This is a genomic window from Streptomyces sp. NPDC036813 (genome assembly GCF_055609245.1).
Genome location: NZ_JBVJPV010000003.1, coordinates 212,308 through 228,946 on the forward strand (window position 1 = coordinate 212,308; position 16,639 = coordinate 228,946).

General features: G+C 70.3%; 16 protein-coding genes. 9 read left to right on the top strand and 7 right to left on the bottom strand.

The features are described from left to right. The first annotated feature begins 47 nt into the window (after nucleotides 1-47). Together ACZ67Q_RS08500 and ACZ67Q_RS08505 are read left to right on the top strand one after the other, a co-directional pair. Nucleotides 48-3,902 carry a multifunctional oxoglutarate decarboxylase/oxoglutarate dehydrogenase thiamine pyrophosphate-binding subunit/dihydrolipoyllysine-residue succinyltransferase subunit gene (locus ACZ67Q_RS08500; RefSeq protein ID WP_471178167.1) on the top strand — a complete coding sequence of 1,285 codons (3,855 nt, stop codon included), beginning with the start codon at nucleotides 48-50 and terminating at the stop codon, nucleotides 3,900-3,902. 85 nt (nucleotides 3,903-3,987) lie between these two features. Next, nucleotides 3,988-4,167: a DUF6104 family protein gene (locus ACZ67Q_RS08505; protein ID WP_003992906.1), complete on the top strand. Its 180-nt coding sequence runs from the start codon at nucleotides 3,988-3,990 to the stop codon at nucleotides 4,165-4,167. A 130-nt stretch (nucleotides 4,168-4,297) separates the two neighbouring features. Here the strand turns inward: ACZ67Q_RS08505 and ACZ67Q_RS08510 are convergent, their stop codons facing one another. Continuing rightward, nucleotides 4,298-5,149, bottom strand: a complete 852-nt coding sequence (locus ACZ67Q_RS08510; protein WP_471178170.1) for a hypothetical protein — start codon at nucleotides 5,147-5,149, stop codon at nucleotides 4,298-4,300. Between the two features lie 139 nt (nucleotides 5,150-5,288). Between ACZ67Q_RS08510 and ACZ67Q_RS08515 the strand changes: the two genes are divergently transcribed. Beyond that, entirely contained in the window at nucleotides 5,289-6,242 is a 954-nt protein-coding gene (locus ACZ67Q_RS08515; RefSeq protein ID WP_471178173.1) for a DUF4097 family beta strand repeat-containing protein, read from the top strand. Nucleotide 6,243: 1 nt separating this feature from the next. Further along, on the top strand, nucleotides 6,244-7,272 hold the full coding sequence (locus ACZ67Q_RS08520; RefSeq protein WP_471178176.1) for a PadR family transcriptional regulator: 1,029 nt from the start codon (nucleotides 6,244-6,246) through the stop codon (nucleotides 7,270-7,272). A gap of 19 nt (nucleotides 7,273-7,291) precedes the next feature. Here ACZ67Q_RS08520 and ACZ67Q_RS08525 read toward each other — a convergent pair whose 3' ends face one another. The 4 genes from ACZ67Q_RS08525 to ACZ67Q_RS08540 form a co-directional block, all read right to left on the bottom strand. Continuing rightward, a complete protein-coding gene (locus tag ACZ67Q_RS08525) occupies nucleotides 7,292-7,858 on the bottom strand; it encodes a Clp protease N-terminal domain-containing protein (RefSeq protein ID WP_471178179.1) in 567 nt (188 codons plus the stop codon). Further along, nucleotides 7,858-8,067: a helix-turn-helix domain-containing protein gene (locus ACZ67Q_RS08530; RefSeq protein WP_471178182.1), complete on the bottom strand. Its 210-nt coding sequence runs from the start codon at nucleotides 8,065-8,067 to the stop codon at nucleotides 7,858-7,860. Before ACZ67Q_RS08530 ends, ACZ67Q_RS08525 begins: the two co-directional genes overlap by 1 nt. A gap of 139 nt (nucleotides 8,068-8,206) precedes the next feature. Then, nucleotides 8,207-9,172, bottom strand: coding sequence for a zinc-binding dehydrogenase (locus ACZ67Q_RS08535; RefSeq protein WP_471178185.1), 966 nt, complete (start codon nucleotides 9,170-9,172; stop codon nucleotides 8,207-8,209). A 336-nt stretch (nucleotides 9,173-9,508) separates the two neighbouring features. Next, nucleotides 9,509-10,732, bottom strand: a complete 1,224-nt coding sequence (locus ACZ67Q_RS08540; RefSeq protein WP_471178188.1) for an NAD(P)-dependent malic enzyme — start codon at nucleotides 10,730-10,732, stop codon at nucleotides 9,509-9,511. Nucleotides 10,733-11,315: 583 nt separating this feature from the next. On the opposite strand from ACZ67Q_RS08540, the gene ACZ67Q_RS08545 reads away from it, so the two are divergent. The 3 genes from ACZ67Q_RS08545 to ACZ67Q_RS08555 all read left to right on the top strand — a co-directional run bounded on the left by ACZ67Q_RS08545 (nucleotide 11,316) and on the right by ACZ67Q_RS08555 (nucleotide 14,112). Then, nucleotides 11,316-12,281, top strand: a complete 966-nt coding sequence (locus ACZ67Q_RS08545) for an ABC transporter substrate-binding protein (RefSeq protein WP_471178190.1) — start codon at nucleotides 11,316-11,318, stop codon at nucleotides 12,279-12,281. Between the two features lie 35 nt (nucleotides 12,282-12,316). Further along, nucleotides 12,317-13,255 carry an amino acid ABC transporter permease gene (locus ACZ67Q_RS08550; RefSeq protein WP_471178193.1) on the top strand — a complete coding sequence of 313 codons (939 nt, stop codon included), beginning with the start codon at nucleotides 12,317-12,319 and terminating at the stop codon, nucleotides 13,253-13,255. A gap of 104 nt (nucleotides 13,256-13,359) precedes the next feature. Further along, nucleotides 13,360-14,112, top strand: a complete 753-nt coding sequence (locus tag ACZ67Q_RS08555) for an amino acid ABC transporter ATP-binding protein (RefSeq protein ID WP_471178926.1) — start codon at nucleotides 13,360-13,362, stop codon at nucleotides 14,110-14,112. 62 nt (nucleotides 14,113-14,174) lie between these two features. Here the strand turns inward: ACZ67Q_RS08555 and ACZ67Q_RS08560 are convergent, their stop codons facing one another. Next, nucleotides 14,175-14,963, bottom strand: a complete 789-nt coding sequence (locus ACZ67Q_RS08560) for a class I SAM-dependent methyltransferase (RefSeq protein WP_471178196.1) — start codon at nucleotides 14,961-14,963, stop codon at nucleotides 14,175-14,177. A gap of 99 nt (nucleotides 14,964-15,062) precedes the next feature. Between ACZ67Q_RS08560 and ACZ67Q_RS08565 the strand changes: the two genes are divergently transcribed. Then, nucleotides 15,063-15,692, top strand: a complete 630-nt coding sequence (locus ACZ67Q_RS08565) for a CGNR zinc finger domain-containing protein (RefSeq protein WP_471178199.1) — start codon at nucleotides 15,063-15,065, stop codon at nucleotides 15,690-15,692. Here ACZ67Q_RS08565 and sodX read toward each other — a convergent pair. After that, entirely contained in the window at nucleotides 15,596-16,039 is a 444-nt protein-coding gene (gene sodX, locus ACZ67Q_RS08570) for a nickel-type superoxide dismutase maturation protease (protein ID WP_471178929.1), read from the bottom strand. The two genes, ACZ67Q_RS08565 and sodX, sit on opposite strands and share 97 nt — an antisense overlap. A 145-nt stretch (nucleotides 16,040-16,184) precedes the next feature. Between sodX and sodN the strand changes: the two genes are divergently transcribed. Beyond that, complete coding sequence (gene sodN, locus ACZ67Q_RS08575) at nucleotides 16,185-16,580, top strand: superoxide dismutase, Ni (RefSeq protein WP_103781377.1); 396 nt, start codon at nucleotides 16,185-16,187, stop codon at nucleotides 16,578-16,580. The last annotated feature ends 59 nt before the right edge of the window (nucleotides 16,581-16,639 follow it).

The window sequence follows — 16,639 nt, forward strand, 5'->3', positions numbered from 1 at the left end:
TTCCCGCTGTCCATCACCTTGTGAAGCGGAAGAGGGCGGTTGCCGCCGTGTCGCCACAGTCCCCCAGTAACGCATCGAGCGCACCTACGACCGACGCCGACCAAGCGGGAAAGAACCCCGCTGCCGCGTTCGGTCCCAATGAGTGGCTCGTCGACGAGATCTATCAGCAGTACCTCCAGGACCCGAATTCGGTAGACCGTGCCTGGTGGGACTTCTTCGCCGACTACAAGCCGGGGGCGGCAGGAGCCCCGGTTGCGTCGGGTAGCGCGGCCGCGGGGGCCGCGCAGACCCCCACCACGACGCCCCCCACCACCCCGGCCCCGCAGGCGGCCGCTCCGGCCGCTCCGGCGCCGAGCGCCGCCCCGGCTCCCGCGGCTGCGAAGCCCGCGGCCGCCGCGCCGGCCCAGGCCCCCGCCCCCGCGGCGAAGGCCGCCCCCGCCCAGGCTCAGCCGGCGCGTCCCGCACAGGCGCCCGCTCAGCCGAAGGCGGAGCCCGCCAAGGGGGCCCCGGCCGGTCCGGAGAAGGAGGCCCCGGCCGGTCCGGAGCTCGTGACGCTGCGCGGTCCGTCCGCCGCGGTCGCGAAGAACATGGACGCCTCGCTGGAGATGCCGACCGCCACCTCGGTGCGCGCGGTCCCGGTGAAGCTGCTCTTCGACAACCGCATCGTCATCAACAACCACCTCAAGCGCGCCCGCGGCGGGAAGATCTCCTTCACGCACCTCATCGGGTACGCGATGGTGCAGGCCATCAAGGCCATGCCGGCGATGAACTGGTCGTACCAGCTCAAGGACGGCAAGCCCACCCTGGTCAAGCCGGAGCACGTCAACCTCGGTCTCGCCATCGACCTGGTCAAGCCCAACGGCGACCGCCAGCTCGTCGTCGCGGCGATCAAGAAGGCCGAGACGCTGAACTTCTTCGAGTTCTGGCAGGCCTACGAGGACATCGTCCGCCGCGCCCGTGACGGCAAGCTGACGATGGACGACTTCACCGGTGTCACGGTCTCGCTGACCAACCCCGGCGGCCTGGGCACCGTCCACTCCGTGCCGCGGCTGATGCCCGGCCAGTCGGTGATCATGGGCGTCGGCTCCATGGACTACCCGGCGGAGTTCCAGGGCACCAGCCAGGACACCCTGAACAAGCTCGGCATCTCGAAGGTCATGACGCTCACGTCGACCTACGACCACCGGGTCATCCAGGGCGCCGCCTCCGGCGAGTTCCTGCGGATCGTCGCGAACCTGCTGCTCGGCGAGAAGGGCTTCTACGACGACATCTTCGAGGCGCTGCGCATCCCCTACGAGCCGGTCCGCTGGCTCAAGGACATCGACGCCAGCCACGACGACGACGTCACCAAGGCCGCCCGCGTCTTCGAGCTGATCCACTCGTACCGGGTCCGCGGCCACGTCATGGCCGACACCGACCCGCTGGAGTACAAGCAGCGCAAGCACCCCGACCTGGACATCGTCGAGCACGGCCTCACCCTGTGGGACCTGGAGCGCGAGTTCGCCGTCGGCGGCTTCGCCGGCAAGTCGATGATGAAGCTGCGCGACATCCTCGGCGTGCTGCGCGACTCGTACTGCCGCACCACCGGCATCGAGTTCATGCACATCCAGGACCCCAAGCAGCGCAAGTGGATCCAGGACCGTGTGGAGCGCCCGCACTCCAAGATGGAGCGCGAGGAGCAGCTGCGCATCCTGCGCCGCCTGAACGCCGCCGAGGCCTTCGAGACGTTCCTGCAGACGAAGTACGTCGGCCAGAAGCGCTTCTCCCTGGAGGGCGGCGAGTCCGTCATCCCGCTGCTGGACGCGGTCATCGACTCCGCTGCCGAGTCCCGCCTGGACGAGGTCGTCATCGGCATGGCCCACCGCGGCCGCCTGAACGTGCTGGCCAACATCGTCGGCAAGTCGTACGCGCAGATCTTCCGCGAGTTCGAGGGCAACCTCGACCCGAAGTCGATGCACGGCTCCGGCGACGTGAAGTACCACCTGGGCGCCGAGGGGACGTTCACCGGCCTGGACGGCGAGCAGATCAAGGTCTCGCTCGTGGCCAACCCCTCGCACCTCGAGGCGGTCGACCCGGTCCTGGAGGGCGTCGCCCGCGCCAAGCAGGACATCATCAACAAGGGCGGCACGGACTTCACCGTCCTGCCGGTGGCGATCCACGGCGACGCGGCCTTCGCGGGCCAGGGCGTGGTGGCCGAGACCCTGAACATGTCGCAGCTGCGCGGCTACCGCACCGGCGGCACGGTCCACATCGTCATCAACAACCAGGTCGGCTTCACCGCGGCCCCCGAGTCCTCGCGTTCCTCCATGTACGCGACGGACGTGGCCCGCATGATCGAGGCCCCGATCTTCCACGTGAACGGCGACGACCCCGAGGCCGTCGTCCGCGTCGCGCGGCTGGCGTTCGAGTTCCGCCAGGCGTTCAACAAGGACGTGGTGATCGACCTCATCTGCTACCGCCGCCGCGGTCACAACGAGTCGGACAACCCGGCCTTCACCCAGCCGCTGATGTACGACCTGATCGACAAGAAGCGCTCGGTGCGCAAGCTGTACACCGAGTCCCTCATCGGTCGCGGCGACATCACCCTGGAAGAGGCCGAGCAGGCGCTGCAGGACTACCAGGGCCAGCTTGAGAAGGTCTTCACCGAGGTCCGCGAGGCCACCTCGCAGCCGGCCGGCGGCGCCGCCGCCGAGCCGCAGGACGGCTTCCCGGTCGCGGTCCCGACCGCGATCTCCGCGGAGGTCGTCAAGCGGATCGCCGAGTCCCAGGTCAACGTGCCCGACCACATCACCGTCCACCCGCGTCTGCAGCCGCAGCTGCAGCGCCGGGCGGCCATGGTCGAGGACGGCACGATCGACTGGGGCATGGGCGAGACCCTGGCGTTCGGTTCGCTGCTGCTGGAGGGCGTGCCGGTCCGCCTGGCGGGCCAGGACTCCCAGCGCGGCACCTTCGGCCAGCGCCACGCGGTCATCATCGACCGCAGCACCGGCGAGGAGTACACGCCGCTGCAGTACCTCTCCGAGGACCAGGCGCGGCTGAACGTCTACAACTCGCTGCTGTCCGAGTACGCGGCCATGGGCTTCGAGTACGGCTACTCGCTGGCCCGCCCGAACGCGCTCGTGCTGTGGGAGGCCCAGTTCGGCGACTTCGTCAACGGCGCCCAGACGGTGGTGGACGAGTTCATCTCCTCCGCCGAGCAGAAGTGGGGCCAGACCTCCGGCGTCACGCTGCTGCTGCCCCACGGCTACGAGGGCCAGGGCCCGGACCACTCCTCGGCCCGCCCGGAGCGGTTCCTGCAGCTGTGCGCGCAGAACAACATGACGGTCGCCATGCCGACGTCCCCGGCGAACTACTTCCACCTCCTGCGGTGGCAGGTGCACAACCCGCACCACAAGCCGCTGGTCGTCTTCACGCCGAAGTCGATGCTGCGTCTGAAGGCCGCCGCGTCGAAGGCGGAGGACTTCACCACCGGCCAGTTCCAGCCGGTCATCGGTGACTCCTCGGTGGAGGCAAACGCGGTCCGCAAGGTCGTCTTCTGCTCCGGCAAGGTCTACTACGACCTCGACGCCGAGCGGAAGAAGCGGGGCATCACGGACACCGCGATCCTGCGTCTGGAGCGCCTGTACCCGCTGCCGGGTGCCGAGCTCCAGGCCGAGATCGCCAAGTACCCGAACGCCGAGAAGTACCTGTGGGCCCAGGAGGAGCCGGCCAACCAGGGCGCCTGGCCGTTCATCGCCCTGAACCTGATCGACCACCTGGACCTGGCGGTCGGCGCGGACATCCCGGCCGGCGAGCGCCTGCGCCGCATCTCGCGTCCGCACGGCTCGTCCCCGGCGGTCGGTTCCGCCAAGCGGCACCAGGCGGAGCAGGAGCAGCTCGTGCGCGAGGTGTTCGAGGCGTAACCGCTCCCGCGGGTCGTACGTGACCGGGCCGCACCCCTGCTCAGGGGTGCGGCCCGGCCGTTTGCGCGCACTTATCCTTGACCTCATGTACTTCACCGACCGTGGCATCGAAGAACTGGAGAAGCGGCGCGGCGAGGAGGAGGTCACCTTCGAGTGGCTCGCCGAGCAGCTGCGGACGTTCGTCGATCTGAACCCGGACTTCGAGGTCCCGGTGGAACGCCTGGCGACCTGGCTGGCGCGGCTGGACGACGAGGACGACGAGTAACGCTTCGCGTGCGTGCGCGGGGCACCCACGGGCGCCCGGCGCACGGTGTCGGTCGCGGGGTGGGTGAGTACGTAACGTGAGCACGTGACGTCCGGCCCGGTGTCGGTCCCGGGGTGCGTGTGTGGGTACGTCAGTCGCGGGGATGGGCGAGTGCGTACGTCAGGCCGAGGGCGCCGTGGGCCAGCAGCAGCGCCCCGGCCGCCGTCCAGCCGCCGCTGTGCCGTCTGAGGCCCCACAGGGCGAGCGAGAGGCCCGTCGCGAGCTGGGCGGCACCCAGGGCGCGTGCCTGAGGGGTGGTGGCCCAGGGCAGCCAGGGGGCCAGGGCGGCGCGTTCCACGGCGTCCAGTTCGCTGCGCAGCGCCTCGCGCAGGCCGTGGGCCTCGAGCTCGCGGACGCCGGGGCGGCGCAGGACGGCCTGCCTGAGCTGGTCGGTGGGGGCTCCGGGGTCGAGGCCGGGCGGCAGGACGACGCCGGCGCGGGTGAGGACGGCGAGGAGCCCGCGCAGCCGGGCGCGGGCGTCGGCGGCCGCGTCGGGGCGGGTGAGCTGGTCCAGGGCCTGCACGTCCAGGACGGGGTCGAGGCCCAGCCGGGCGGCGAAGGTACGCATCGCCTCGTCCTCGCCGGCGGCGGTGCCGTTGGCCAGCCAGACGTAGCCGACGGGGCGGCGGAAGCCCGCGGCGAGGGTGTAGCCGGCGCGATCGGTGTCCCACCACAGGGCGAGAACGGGCCAGGGCGCGGCTACGGCGAGGGCGGTGGCCCAGCCGGTGAGGACCCGGTCGGCCGGTTCGCCGCCGTGCCGCCAGGGCCGTCCCTCGGGCACGAGGACGCTCCATCCCTCGCCCGCGTCGGCGAGCAGCATGGGCTCGCGCAGCAGGTGGGCGGTGGGGGCGACGGCCGCAGGTGCGGCACGGCAGAGCAGCAGCGCGCCGGACGCGGCACCGCCGGCCGGGCGGCCGCGGCCATGGGCGTCTTCCGTCGGCATGTCCCCACGCTAAGGCCGCGGCGCCGCCCTCCGCTCTCCCTGATCACCAGAACGAGTGTCTTGACTTCCCGGGCCCGCGATATATCGTGAATCACGTAAGACGCGATATGGCGTGTCGAGGAGGTCTAGGAGGTCTCCCATGTCCGAGTGGTCCGTCGCGGAGCCGCAGAAGCTCACCTTCGACGAGCCGGTGAGCGAACTCCACGTGCGCATCGTCAGCGGCACGGTGAACGTGGTGGGCACGGACGAGGGTTCCGCCCGCCTGGAGGTCTCCGAGATCGAGGGTCCGCCCCTGCTCGTCACCCAGCAGGGCGGCACCCTGACGGTGGCGTACGAGGACCTGCCCTGGAAGGGCTTTTTGAAGTGGCTCGACCGCAAGGGCCGGCGGCGCAGCGCCGTCGTCTCCCTGGCCGTTCCCGCGCACACCCGGGTGGAGGTGGGCGTGGTCGGCGCCGAGGCCGTGGTCTCCGGCATCGACGGCCGCGCCGAGGTCAAGGGGGTCACCGGGGACACCACCCTGGTCGACCTCGGCGGCCCGGTGCGCGCCGACACCGTCTCCGGGAACGTGGAGGCGCAGGCCCTGCGCGGCGATCTCCGCTTCAACTCCGTCTCCGGCGACCTGACCGTGGTGGACGGTTCCGGTTCCGCGGTCAGGGCGGACTCGGTGAGCGGTTCGATGATCGTGGACCTGGACCCCGCCGGCCATCCCACCGATGTCAGTCTGACCAGCGTCTCGGGCGAGATCGCCATCCGCCTGCCGCACCCGGCGGACACACGGGTGGAGGCGAACACCGCGAGCGGTTCGGTCTCCAACGCCTTCGAGGACCTGCGGGTCACCGGCCAGTGGGGCGCCAAGCGGATCACCGGCCGGCTCGGGGCGGGCAACGGCCGGCTGAAGGCGACCACCGTCTCCGGCTCCATCGCCCTGCTGCGGCGGCCCCTGGCGAAGGACGAGCCCGGGGAGGCGCGGCCGCACGACGACGGCCCGGCCGCAGGCTCCGGCAGCACCTCGGGGGACAATTCCGTTTCCGGTCCGGGCGCGGGTGGATCCGGCGCCCCGGCCGACGGCACGACCGACAAGAAGGTGCTCTGACATGCCTCCCGTCTTCGCCCACGGCCGCCTGCGTCTGTACCTGCTCAAGCTCCTGGACGAGGCCCCCCGCCACGGCTACGAGGTGATCCGCCTCCTGGAGGAGCGTTTCCAGGGGCTGTACGCGCCGTCGGCCGGCACCGTCTACCCGCGGCTGGCGAAGCTGGAGGCCGAGGGCCTGGTCACCCACACCACCGAGGGCGGCCGCAAGGTGTACGCCATCACCGACGCCGGCCGCGCCGAACTGGCCGACCGCAGCGGTGAACTGGCCGACCTGGAGCTGGAGATCCGCGAGTCGGTCGCCGAACTGGCCGCCGAGATCCGCGCCGACGTGCGGGGCGCCGCGGGTGACCTGCGCCGCGAGATGCGCGCCGCGGCGAGCGAGGCCCGCAGCGGCCGGACGAGCCACGCCCAGGAGGTCCCGGACCTGTCCGATTTCGGCGACGCCGACGACAAGGAGGCGTGGCGCGCCGCCAAGGAGGAGATGCGCCGCGTCAAGCAGGAGTGGAAGGAGCAGGCGCGGCGCGCCAAGGACGAGAGCCGCCGGGCCCGCGAGGAGGCCCAGCGTGCCCGGCGCCAGGCCAAGGAGGCCCAGGAGCGGGCCCGCGCCCAGGCGCAGGAGGAGCTGCAGCGCATCGCGCACCGGGTGCAGGAGCAGGTGCAGGACCACTTCGCGCGGGGCGACTGGCCGACGGGGGTGAAGGAGGGGCTGACCGAGCTGGCCAAGGAGTTCGGCGACTTCGGCAAGGACTTCGCCTGGGGCCGTACGACCCCCGACAGGCCGTACGCGGAGCCGGAGTACGAGCGGACGCCGGAGGACTTCCCAGCCGTCTACGAGCCCTCCTGGGCCCACGAGCCGCTCACCGGCGAGCCGGCTCGCGATCTCGACCGGCTCCTGGACCGCTTCCGCGACGACATCCGCGACGCGGCCCGCGACCACGGCGTCGACGCCGACCAGCTGCGCGACGCGCGCCGCCATCTGTCCACGGCGGCCGCCCACATCGGGGCGATACTGCGCTCCCCGAGGGCGTGAGGCGAGGCCGGGGGCCGGTTCAGCCGGCCTTCGCCTCTCCCCCGCCGTACAGCACCCGGGTCACCGACGCGTGCGTCACCCCGTGATCGGCGAGCACCTCACCGGCCACCCCCGGCAGGACGGTCAGCGCCAGCAGCAGATGCTCGTCGCCGATGTGCCGGTCCCGCCGCGCGAGGGCCATCCGCAGCGACTTCTCCAGCACGTCCTTGGCCTCCCGGCCGAAACTCGTCCGCCGCCCGGACCACCACCGGCCGTCCCGGCTGTCACCGGCCATGGCCCCCACGCCATGCGTCTCCTCCACCCGGGCCACGATCTCCGACACATCGATCCCCAGCCCCGCGAGCGCGTCCGCGTCGGCCCGTGTCAGTCCGCCGCGCCGCCGTGCCTCGCCCAGATCCCGCCGCGCCGACTCCCGCCACCCCTCGGCCCCCAGAGCGGCGAGTGCGAACGCCGCCCTGCTGCCCTCCCGGTCGAGCAGGGCGAGCAGCAGATGCCCGGCATCGACGGTCTGTGCGCCTTCCGATCCCGCCAGGGCCACCGCCCCTTGGACGACAGCCCTGGCGTCCTTGGTGAACCGCTCGAACATCAACGCCTCCCGTACTTCTTGTGCACGGCCTGCCTGCTGACCCCGAGCTCCGCGGCGATCTCCTGCCACGACCAGCCCTGATTCCGGGCACTGCGCACCTGCACCGCCTCCAACTGCTCCAGCAGCCGTCGCAGTGCGGCAACGGCCCGCAATCCGACCCGCGGATCCCGGTCTCCCGCCTGCTCGGCGAGATCGGTGGCTTCACTCATGCAGTCAACCTACGTTGACACCCCACTCTTGTCAATGAAAGTTGACAACCCCGGCGGCAAAAAGGCGGGCCCGACCCCGGACCCGCCTTCCCTCCCTCCCGGGAGGCTCCCTGCACCCTCTGGAGGCCGCGCCTCCCGCTCAGGAGTTGGTGAGCACGACCTTCCCGAACAGCTCCCCGGACGCCATCCGCTCGAAGCCCTCACGGGCCCGGTCCATCGGGAGCACCTCGTCGATGACGGGCCTCACCCCGGTGGCGGCGCAGAAGGCGAGCAGATCCTCCAGCTCGTCCTTGGTGCCCATGGTCGACCCCACGACCTTCAGCTCCAGGAAGAAGATGCGGGTCAGCTCGGCGTGCGGGGGCCGGTCGCCACTGGTCGCCCCGGAAATGACGAGCGTGCCGCCGGGCCGCAGCGACTTCACGGAGTGCGACCAGGTGGCGGCGCCCACGGTCTCGATGACCGCGTCCACCCGCTGCGGCAGCCGCGCCCCCGACTCGAGTGCCTCCACGGCACCCAGCTCCAGCGCCCGCTTCCGCTTGGCCTCGTCCCGGCTGGTCGCGAAGACCCGCAGCCCGGCGGCCTTGCCGAGCACGATGGCGGCGCTGGCGACACCACCACCGGCGCCCTGCACCAGCACGGAGTCCCCGGGCCGTACACCGGCATTGGTGAACAGCATCCGGTAGGCCGTCAGCCACGCGGTGGGCAGGCAGGCGGCCTCCTCGAACGACAGCTCCTTCGGCTTCGGCAGCACGTTCCACGTCGGCACGGCCACCTGCTCGGCGAAGGTCCCCTGATACCGCTCGGTCAGGATCGACCGGGGCTCCTTGGGCCCGACCCCATGACCGCTCTGGCCGATCACGGAGTGCAAAACGACCTCGTTGCCGTCCTCGTCGACCCCCGCGGCGTCACAGCCGAGGATCATCGGCAGCTTGTCCTCTGCGAGGCCCACGCCACGCAGGGACCACAGGTCGTGGTGGTTGAGGGAGGCGGCCTTGACGTTGACGGTGCTCCACCCGGGACGGACCTCAGGAGCGGGACGTTCCCCCAACTCCAGTCCGTTCAACGGCTGGTCGCGGTCGATTCGAGCGGCGTAGACAGCGAACATGCCCCCGACGATAGGTTCCCCACGGCCCATACGGAACGCCACCGCGCTGTGACACACACCCTCTTGCGCACCGGCGCACGACGAGCGGTGGTCGCACAGGGCGGCTCACCCACCGGCCGCAGGCGACCCACACCACGACGCGACCGCAACGGGCCGCCGCAGGCACAAGAATGGGCGTGGGGAACAGCGCGACCAGCCACAACGAACCCGCAGGCGACGACGCACCCGGCGCCGCAGGCGCAACGCACCCGCCGCCACCAGGCACAACGCAAACGACCCCGCCCACCCGGGACGGGGTCATCAGCCAAGCCGGTCAAGCCGGCGCAGCGCTGGGCGTTACCGCCGCGCCACACCCTCCGCCCGAGCCGCGGCGGCAACCGCCGCCGTGACGGCCGGCGCGACCCGCTCGTCGAAGGGCGACGGGATGACGTAGTCCGCGGCGAGGTCGTCCCCGACCACCGACGCCAGCGCCTCCGCCGCCGCGATCTTCATGCCTTCCGTGATCCGCGTGGCCCGCACCTGCAGCGCGCCCGCGAAGATGCCCGGGAACGCCAGCACGTTGTTGATCTGGTTCGGGAAGTCGGACCGCCCGGTCGCCACGACCGCCGCGTACTTGTGCGCGACGTCGGGGTGGACCTCCGGGTTCGGGTTGGCCATGGCGAACACGAACGCGCCCTCGGCCATGGACGCCACGGCGGCCTCCGGCACCGTACCGCCGGAGACACCGATGAACACGTCGGCTCCGGCCAGCGCGTCCTCGAGCGACCCGCTCAGCCCGGCCTTGTTCGTGAAGGACGCCAGCTCCCGCTTCACGGAGGTCAGGTCCTCACGGTCCGAGGACACGACACCCTTGCGGTCGCAGACGGCCACGTCCCCGATCCCGGCCTCGATCAGCATCTTCGCGATGGCGACACCGGCCGCACCCGCCCCGGAGATGACGGCGCGCAGCTGCCCGATCTCCCGCCCGCTCAGCCGCGCGGCGTTCCGCAGCGCCGCCAGCGTCACCACGGCCGTACCGTGCTGGTCGTCGTGAAAGATCGGGATGTCCAGCCGCTCCTGCAGCTTCCGCTCGATCTCGAAGCACCGCGGCGCCGAGATGTCCTCGAGGTTCACACCACCGAAGGACGGCGCGAGGCGCACCACGGTCTCGACGATCTCGTCGACGTCGGTGCAGGCGAGCGCGATCGGCACCGCGTCGACGCCGCCGAACTGCTTGAAGAGGATCGCCTTTCCTTCCATGACCGGAAGGGAGGCCTCGGGGCCGATGTCCCCGAGTCCCAGCACCGCCGTGCCGTCGGTCACCACGGCGACCACGGACGACTTCCAGGTGTAGTCGTTGACCAGCTCCGGCTGCTCCGCGATCGCGGTGCACACGCGCGCGACGCCGGGGGTGTACGCGAGGGACAGGTCGTCCTTGTCACGGACCGGCACGGTGGCCTGCACGGCCATCTTGCCGCCACGGTGCAGCGCGAACACCGGATCGAAGGAATCGAGGGGCTCCGCACCGCCCTCCTGATCCGCTTTGCTCTCGCTGCGAGGATTGACGATCTCCGCTGCCACTTTCTCTTTACCCCTTAAGTATTCATGGTTTGAGGGTTTGTGACCGCCCCTGGTGAGGGGCGGGCGGGCACCGCGTACGGCCCGGTTTGACTGATGCGTACGGGCACCTACGCGACGGGCGCGCCGCACACGCGCCCTGAGCCCCGGATGAGGGGTGTAAAGAACCTTCTTACCCGACGGACGGTGTCGCCGACGAGTCGATACCGCAAAGGTCACACGTCAGACGCATGGCACGACTTCGCTCATGGCCGAATATGCGGACAAGGTCTGGACAAACGCTCAACCCGCACTCAAGCGGACACGCTCAGGCAAGCGCGGGCGCCCACATGATGAGATGAACCGAAGATCTTCCGGCCAGAACCCCGGATTCCCGCAGAACATGCGCTGTGATGTACCGGAGTGATGTGGTTCGGGTGTCGCCCGTTATCCGATTTTGACATGGCGAGTCACCTGAATGTCGGAGTCCGAATGGCAAGATGCCGTAATCACACGAGGTCGCGACACTCGAAGGTGTGTGTTCTCGTCGACCCATCGGCACTGCCGTCAACCATCGGCACCATCCATCCCGCCGGAGGAACCCACGATGACCGCAAGCTCCACCCGTCGTACGACCGCCGCGCACTCACGGCTAGCAGCGGTCGGTGCGATCGCGGTCGCAGGCGCACTGCTGCTCACCGGCTGTGGTGACCAGACCAAGAAGGACACCGGTTCCCAGAGCAGTGGCGGGGCCTCCACCACCACCACCCCGCTCGCCGATCTGCTCCCCAAGGCCGTCCGTGACAAGGGTGTCATCAAGGTCGGCTCGGACATCGCGTACGCGCCGGTGGAGTTCCGGGACAGCTCCGGCAACACGGCCGGCATCGACCCGGACATCGCCGACGCCCTGGGCAAGCAGCTCGGCGTGAAGTTCCAGTTCGAGAACGGCACCTTCGACACCCTGATCACCGGTCTGCGCTCCAAGCGCTACGACATCGCCATGTCCGCGATGACCGACACCAAGGACCGCCAGCAGGGCATCGACGCCGACACCGGCAAGAAGGTCGGCGAGGGCGTCGACTTCGTCGACTACTTCACCGCCGGTGTCTCGATCTACACCCAGAAGGGCAAGGACCAGGGCATCAAGTCCTGGGCCGACCTGTGCGGCAAGAAGATCGTGGTGCAGCGCGGCACGACCTCCGAGGACCTCGCCAAGAGCGAGGCGAAGAAGTGCCCGGCCGGCAAGACGCTGTCGATCGAGGCCTTCGACACCGACCAGCAGGCCCAGACCCGCCTGCGCGCGGGCGGCGCCAACGCCGGTTCCTCCGACTTCCCGGTCGCCGCGTACGCGGTGAAGACCTCCGGCGGCGGCAACGACTTCCAGATCGTCGGCGACCAGGTCGAGGCCGCCCCGTACGGCATCGCCGTCGCCAAGGCGAACACGCAGGTGCGCGACGCCCTGAAGGCCGCGCTGGACGCGATCATCAAGAACGGCGACTACGACAAGATCCTCCAGAAGTGGGGCGTCACGGCCGGCGCCGTGAAGCAGGCCACCGTCAACGGCGGCAAGTGACCGCTCGTTCCTGCGGGCACTGAAAGGCAGCACCCGTGACTGTTGACATAGACAAGACGACGGAACCGGCGGCCACCCCGCCGGCCGGCCCGGAGGCGATCAAGGCCATCCCGGTCCGTCACTACGGGCGGTACATCTCGGCCGTCATCGCGCTCGCCCTGCTGGGCGGCATCGTCTACGCGTTCTCCCAGGGCAAGATCAACTGGGGCGCGATCCCGGACTACTTCTTCAACCACCGCGTGCTCAGCGGCGTGGGCAACACCCTGCTGCTGACGGTCCTGTCCATGCTGATCGGCGTGGTCGGCGGCATCGTGCTCGCGGTGATGCGGCTGTCGAAGAACCCGGTGACCTCGTCGATCGCGTGGTTCTACATCTGGTTCTTCCGCGGCACCCCGGTGCTGGTCCAGCTGATCGTCTGGTTCAACCTGGGTCTGGTCTTCGAGTACATCAACCTCGGGCCGATCTACAAGGACGAGTGGTCGGACTTCATGACCCCGTTCCTGACCGCGCTGCTCGGCCTCGGCCTCAACGAGGCCGCGTACATGGCGGAGATCTGCCGCGCCGGTCTGCTCGCGGTCGACGAGGGCCAGACGGAGGCGGCGCACGCGCTGGGCATGAGCCACAGCAAGACGCTGCGCCGGATCGTCATCCCGCAGGCGATGCGCGTGATCGTGCCGCCGACGGGCAACGAGGTCATCAACATGCTGAAGACGACCTCGCTGGTCTCGGTCGTCCAGTACTCCGAGTTGCTGCGCGTCGCGCAGGACATCGGCCAGACCTCCGGCGCCCCGGCCGAGATGCTGTTCCTGGCCGCCGCCTGGTACCTGCTGCTGACCTCGGTGTTCAGCGTGGGCCAGTACTACCTGGAGCGCTACTACGCCCGCGGCTCCAGCCGTCAGCTGCCGGCCACGCCCTGGCAGAAGATCAGGGCCAACGTGCTCTCCCTGTCCGGCCGCAAGGGGGCCACGGCATGACCGACAAGACCGCGAAGCCCGTGAAGACCGACAAGCCGGTGAAGACCGACAAGACGGACGGGCCGGTGAAGACGGACGCCGTGACCGGGCAGTCCACCGTCTCGATGGTGAAGGCCGAGGGCGTCCACAAGAGCTTCGGTGCCGTCGAGGTGCTCAAGGGCATCGACCTGGAGGTCAAGCAGGGCGAGGTGTTCTGCCTGATCGGCCCGTCCGGCTCCGGCAAGTCGACCTTCCTGCGGTGCATCAACCACCTCGAGAAGATCAACGCCGGGCGGTTGTACGTCGACGGCGAGCTGGTCGGCTACCGCCAGAAGGGCGACAAGCTGTACGAGCTGAAGGACAGCGAGGTCGCGCGCAAGCGCCGGGACATCGGCATGGTGTTCCAGCGGTTCAACCTCTTCCCGCACATGACGGCCGTCGAGAACGTCATGGAAGCGCCGATGCAGGTGAAGGGCACCGGCAAGACGCAGGCGCGGGAGCGTGCCCTGCAACTGCTGGAGCGCGTGGGCCTGGCCGACAAGGCGCGCAACTACCCCTCGCAGCTCTCCGGCGGCCAGCAGCAGCGCGTGGCGATCGCCCGGGCGCTGGCGATGGACCCGAAGCTGATGCTGTTCGACGAGCCGACCTCGGCGCTGGACCCCGAGCTCGTGGGTGACGTCCTCGACGTCATGCGGGACCTGGCCGAGTCGGGCATGACAATGGTCGTCGTCACGCACGAGATGGGCTTCGCCCGCGAGGTGGGCGACAGCCTGGTCTTCATGGACGGCGGTGTGGTGGTCGAGTCCGGCCACCCGCGCGAGGTCCTGACCAACCCGCAGCACGACCGGACGAAGTCCTTCCTGTCCAAGGTGCTGTAGGCGCACGCACGCGGGGAAGGGGCGGTACGGCCAGGCCGTACCGCCCCTTCCCGTATCGCCCGCTACTTGAGGGCGAGCAGCAGCGTGTCCGCCGGTGAGGCCCACACGGGCCGTACTTCGGCGAAGCCCTGTTCGCGCAGCACGCGCGCGTGCCAGGCGGCTGAGGGCGTCTCGCCGTCGGCGTGGGCGCCGGCGTAGATCTCGAAGCGGCGGGCCGTGGGGCCGGCGAGGACGGGGTCCTTGGCGGCGAGCGCCCACCACTCCGCCCAGTCGAGCGCGCCGGAGCGCAGGGCCTGATCCATGCGGGCGCGGCGCCAGATCCCCTCGGCCGCGTTGATCCGTGGCGTGCCGTCGTCGATCATGTGGTCCGCGTTGAGGAAGACGCCGCCGTGCCGGACGACGCCGCCGAGCTGCCCGTAGAGAGCTCGCAGAGGCTCTTTGCGCAGCCAGTGCAGTGCGGTCGCGGTGAGGACGGCGTCGTAGGTGTCGTACGGCAGCCTCGCCGGCCAGTCCGGGTCGGTGAGGTCGGCCTCGACGAGGGTGACGCGGTCGTCGCCGGCGAAGGTGCCGCGGGCGATGGTGAGCAGGGCGGGGTCGAGGTCGACGCCGGTGCTGACGGCGTCCGGGAACCTCTCGAGGAGGCGGGCGGTGATGCTGCCGGTGCCGCAGGCGAGGTCGAGGACGCGCGGCTGCGGCCCGCAGAAGGCCTCGACCATGTCCAGCATGGTCCGGAACCGGTCCTCGCGGTCCGGCATGTACCACTCCTGCTGGCGGTCCCAGCTGGTCTGCCAGGCCCGCCAGTCGGTGCCGAAGGCCGTGGTGCCCGTGGTGGCCGCCGAGGTGTCCGTCATCGCTGCCCCTCCGTCATGGATGCCGTAATACCCTGTAACCACGACCGGCTGTTACCCGACCGCACCCACGACCATAGAGCGCCTCCGTAAGGACTACAAGTGGAACTGGCCTATTACTCGGATTACGCCGTACGGCTCGTGAACAGCGAGGAGCCGGTCCGCGGCAAGGACTCCCTGACGTCGGTGGAGGCCGTCCGGGAGCTGTTCGGCGTCAACCAGTCGGCGGCCCGCCGGGCCACCGACGCGGACGTCACCCGGTTCCGCTCGGTCCGGGGGCGGCTGCGCGCGGTCTTCGAGGCCGCCGCCGGGGGCGACGAGACCCGAGCGGTGGACCTGCTGAACGCGCTGCTGCTGGAGTTCCCGGTCAGCCCGCAGGTCTCCGGCCACGACCACCGCGACGACGACGGCCGCCCGCTGTGGCACATGCACCTGGCCGACCACCCGTCCAACGCGACGGCCGGTTACGCCGCGATCGCGGCGATGGGCCTGGCGTTCCACCTGACCGAGTACGGCGTGGACCGTCTGGGTCTGTGCGAGGCCGCGCCCTGCCGCAACGCCTTCCTGGACACCTCGACCAACCGCTCCCGGCGCTACTGCTCGGACCGCTGCGCCACCCGCGCCAACGTGGCCGCCTACCGGGCCCGCAAGCGCCTGGAGGCCGACCGGTCGGCGAACACGGGCCTCGCGGCCGACAGCGCCCAGCGCACGACGGCCAGCGGCGAACGCTGATCCGGCTCCGGCGGGCGACGGAAGCGGAACAGCACCCGGCCGACGACCAGCTCGTCCGGTACGACGCCGTAGTCCTCGCTGTCGGTGGTCGTGCCGAAGGCGTTGTCGGCGAGCACCCACCAGCCGCCCTCACGGCGCTCGGCCGCGCGCTTCACGACCAGCAGGTTCTGCTGCAGCGGATGGCGCAGGACGATGATGTGGCCCGGGCGGACCCGGCTCCGGTACCGCACCAGCAGCTGGTCGCCGTGGTACAGCGTCGGCACCATCGACGGGCCCGTGACCTCCACCCAGCCGAAGGGCGGCTCGGCGCCCCTGCCCTGCTCGGTGCCCTGCGACAGCTCCGGCATCACCCGTACCTCCCCGGTCCGATCGTCCACCAGTCCCAGTCTGACCCTGGACTTTTGTCCTAAGCCCAAGGGGGCACTCGCGAAAAGCCGTGCCACAGGGAGTAATGTCCCACCTGAGAAGACGATCACGAGGAAGGAATGCTCCATGCTTTCCCGCCTGTTTGCCCCCAAGGTCAAGGTCAGCGCGCACTGCGACCTGCCCTGCGGCGTGTACGACCCGGCCCAGGCCCGCATCGAGGCGGAGTCGGTGAAGGCCGTGCAGGAGAAGATGGCCGGCAACGACGACCCGCACTTCCAGGCTCGTGCCACGGTCATCAAGGAGCAGCGCGCCGAGCTCGCGAAGCACCACGTCTCCGTGCTGTGGAGCGACTACTTCAAGGCCCCGCACTTCGAGAAGTACCCGCAGCTGCACCAGCTGGTCAACGACACCCTGAAGGCCCTGTCGGCCGCCAAGGCCTCGACCGACCCGAAGACGGGCGAGAAGGCCCTCGAGCTGATCGCCGAGATCGACAAGATCTTCTGGGAGACCAAGAAGGCCTGATCACGGCTTTCGCAGGCCCGCGGTCGGTGCACCGCCGCGGTGCGCGGCCCGTGCGCGAA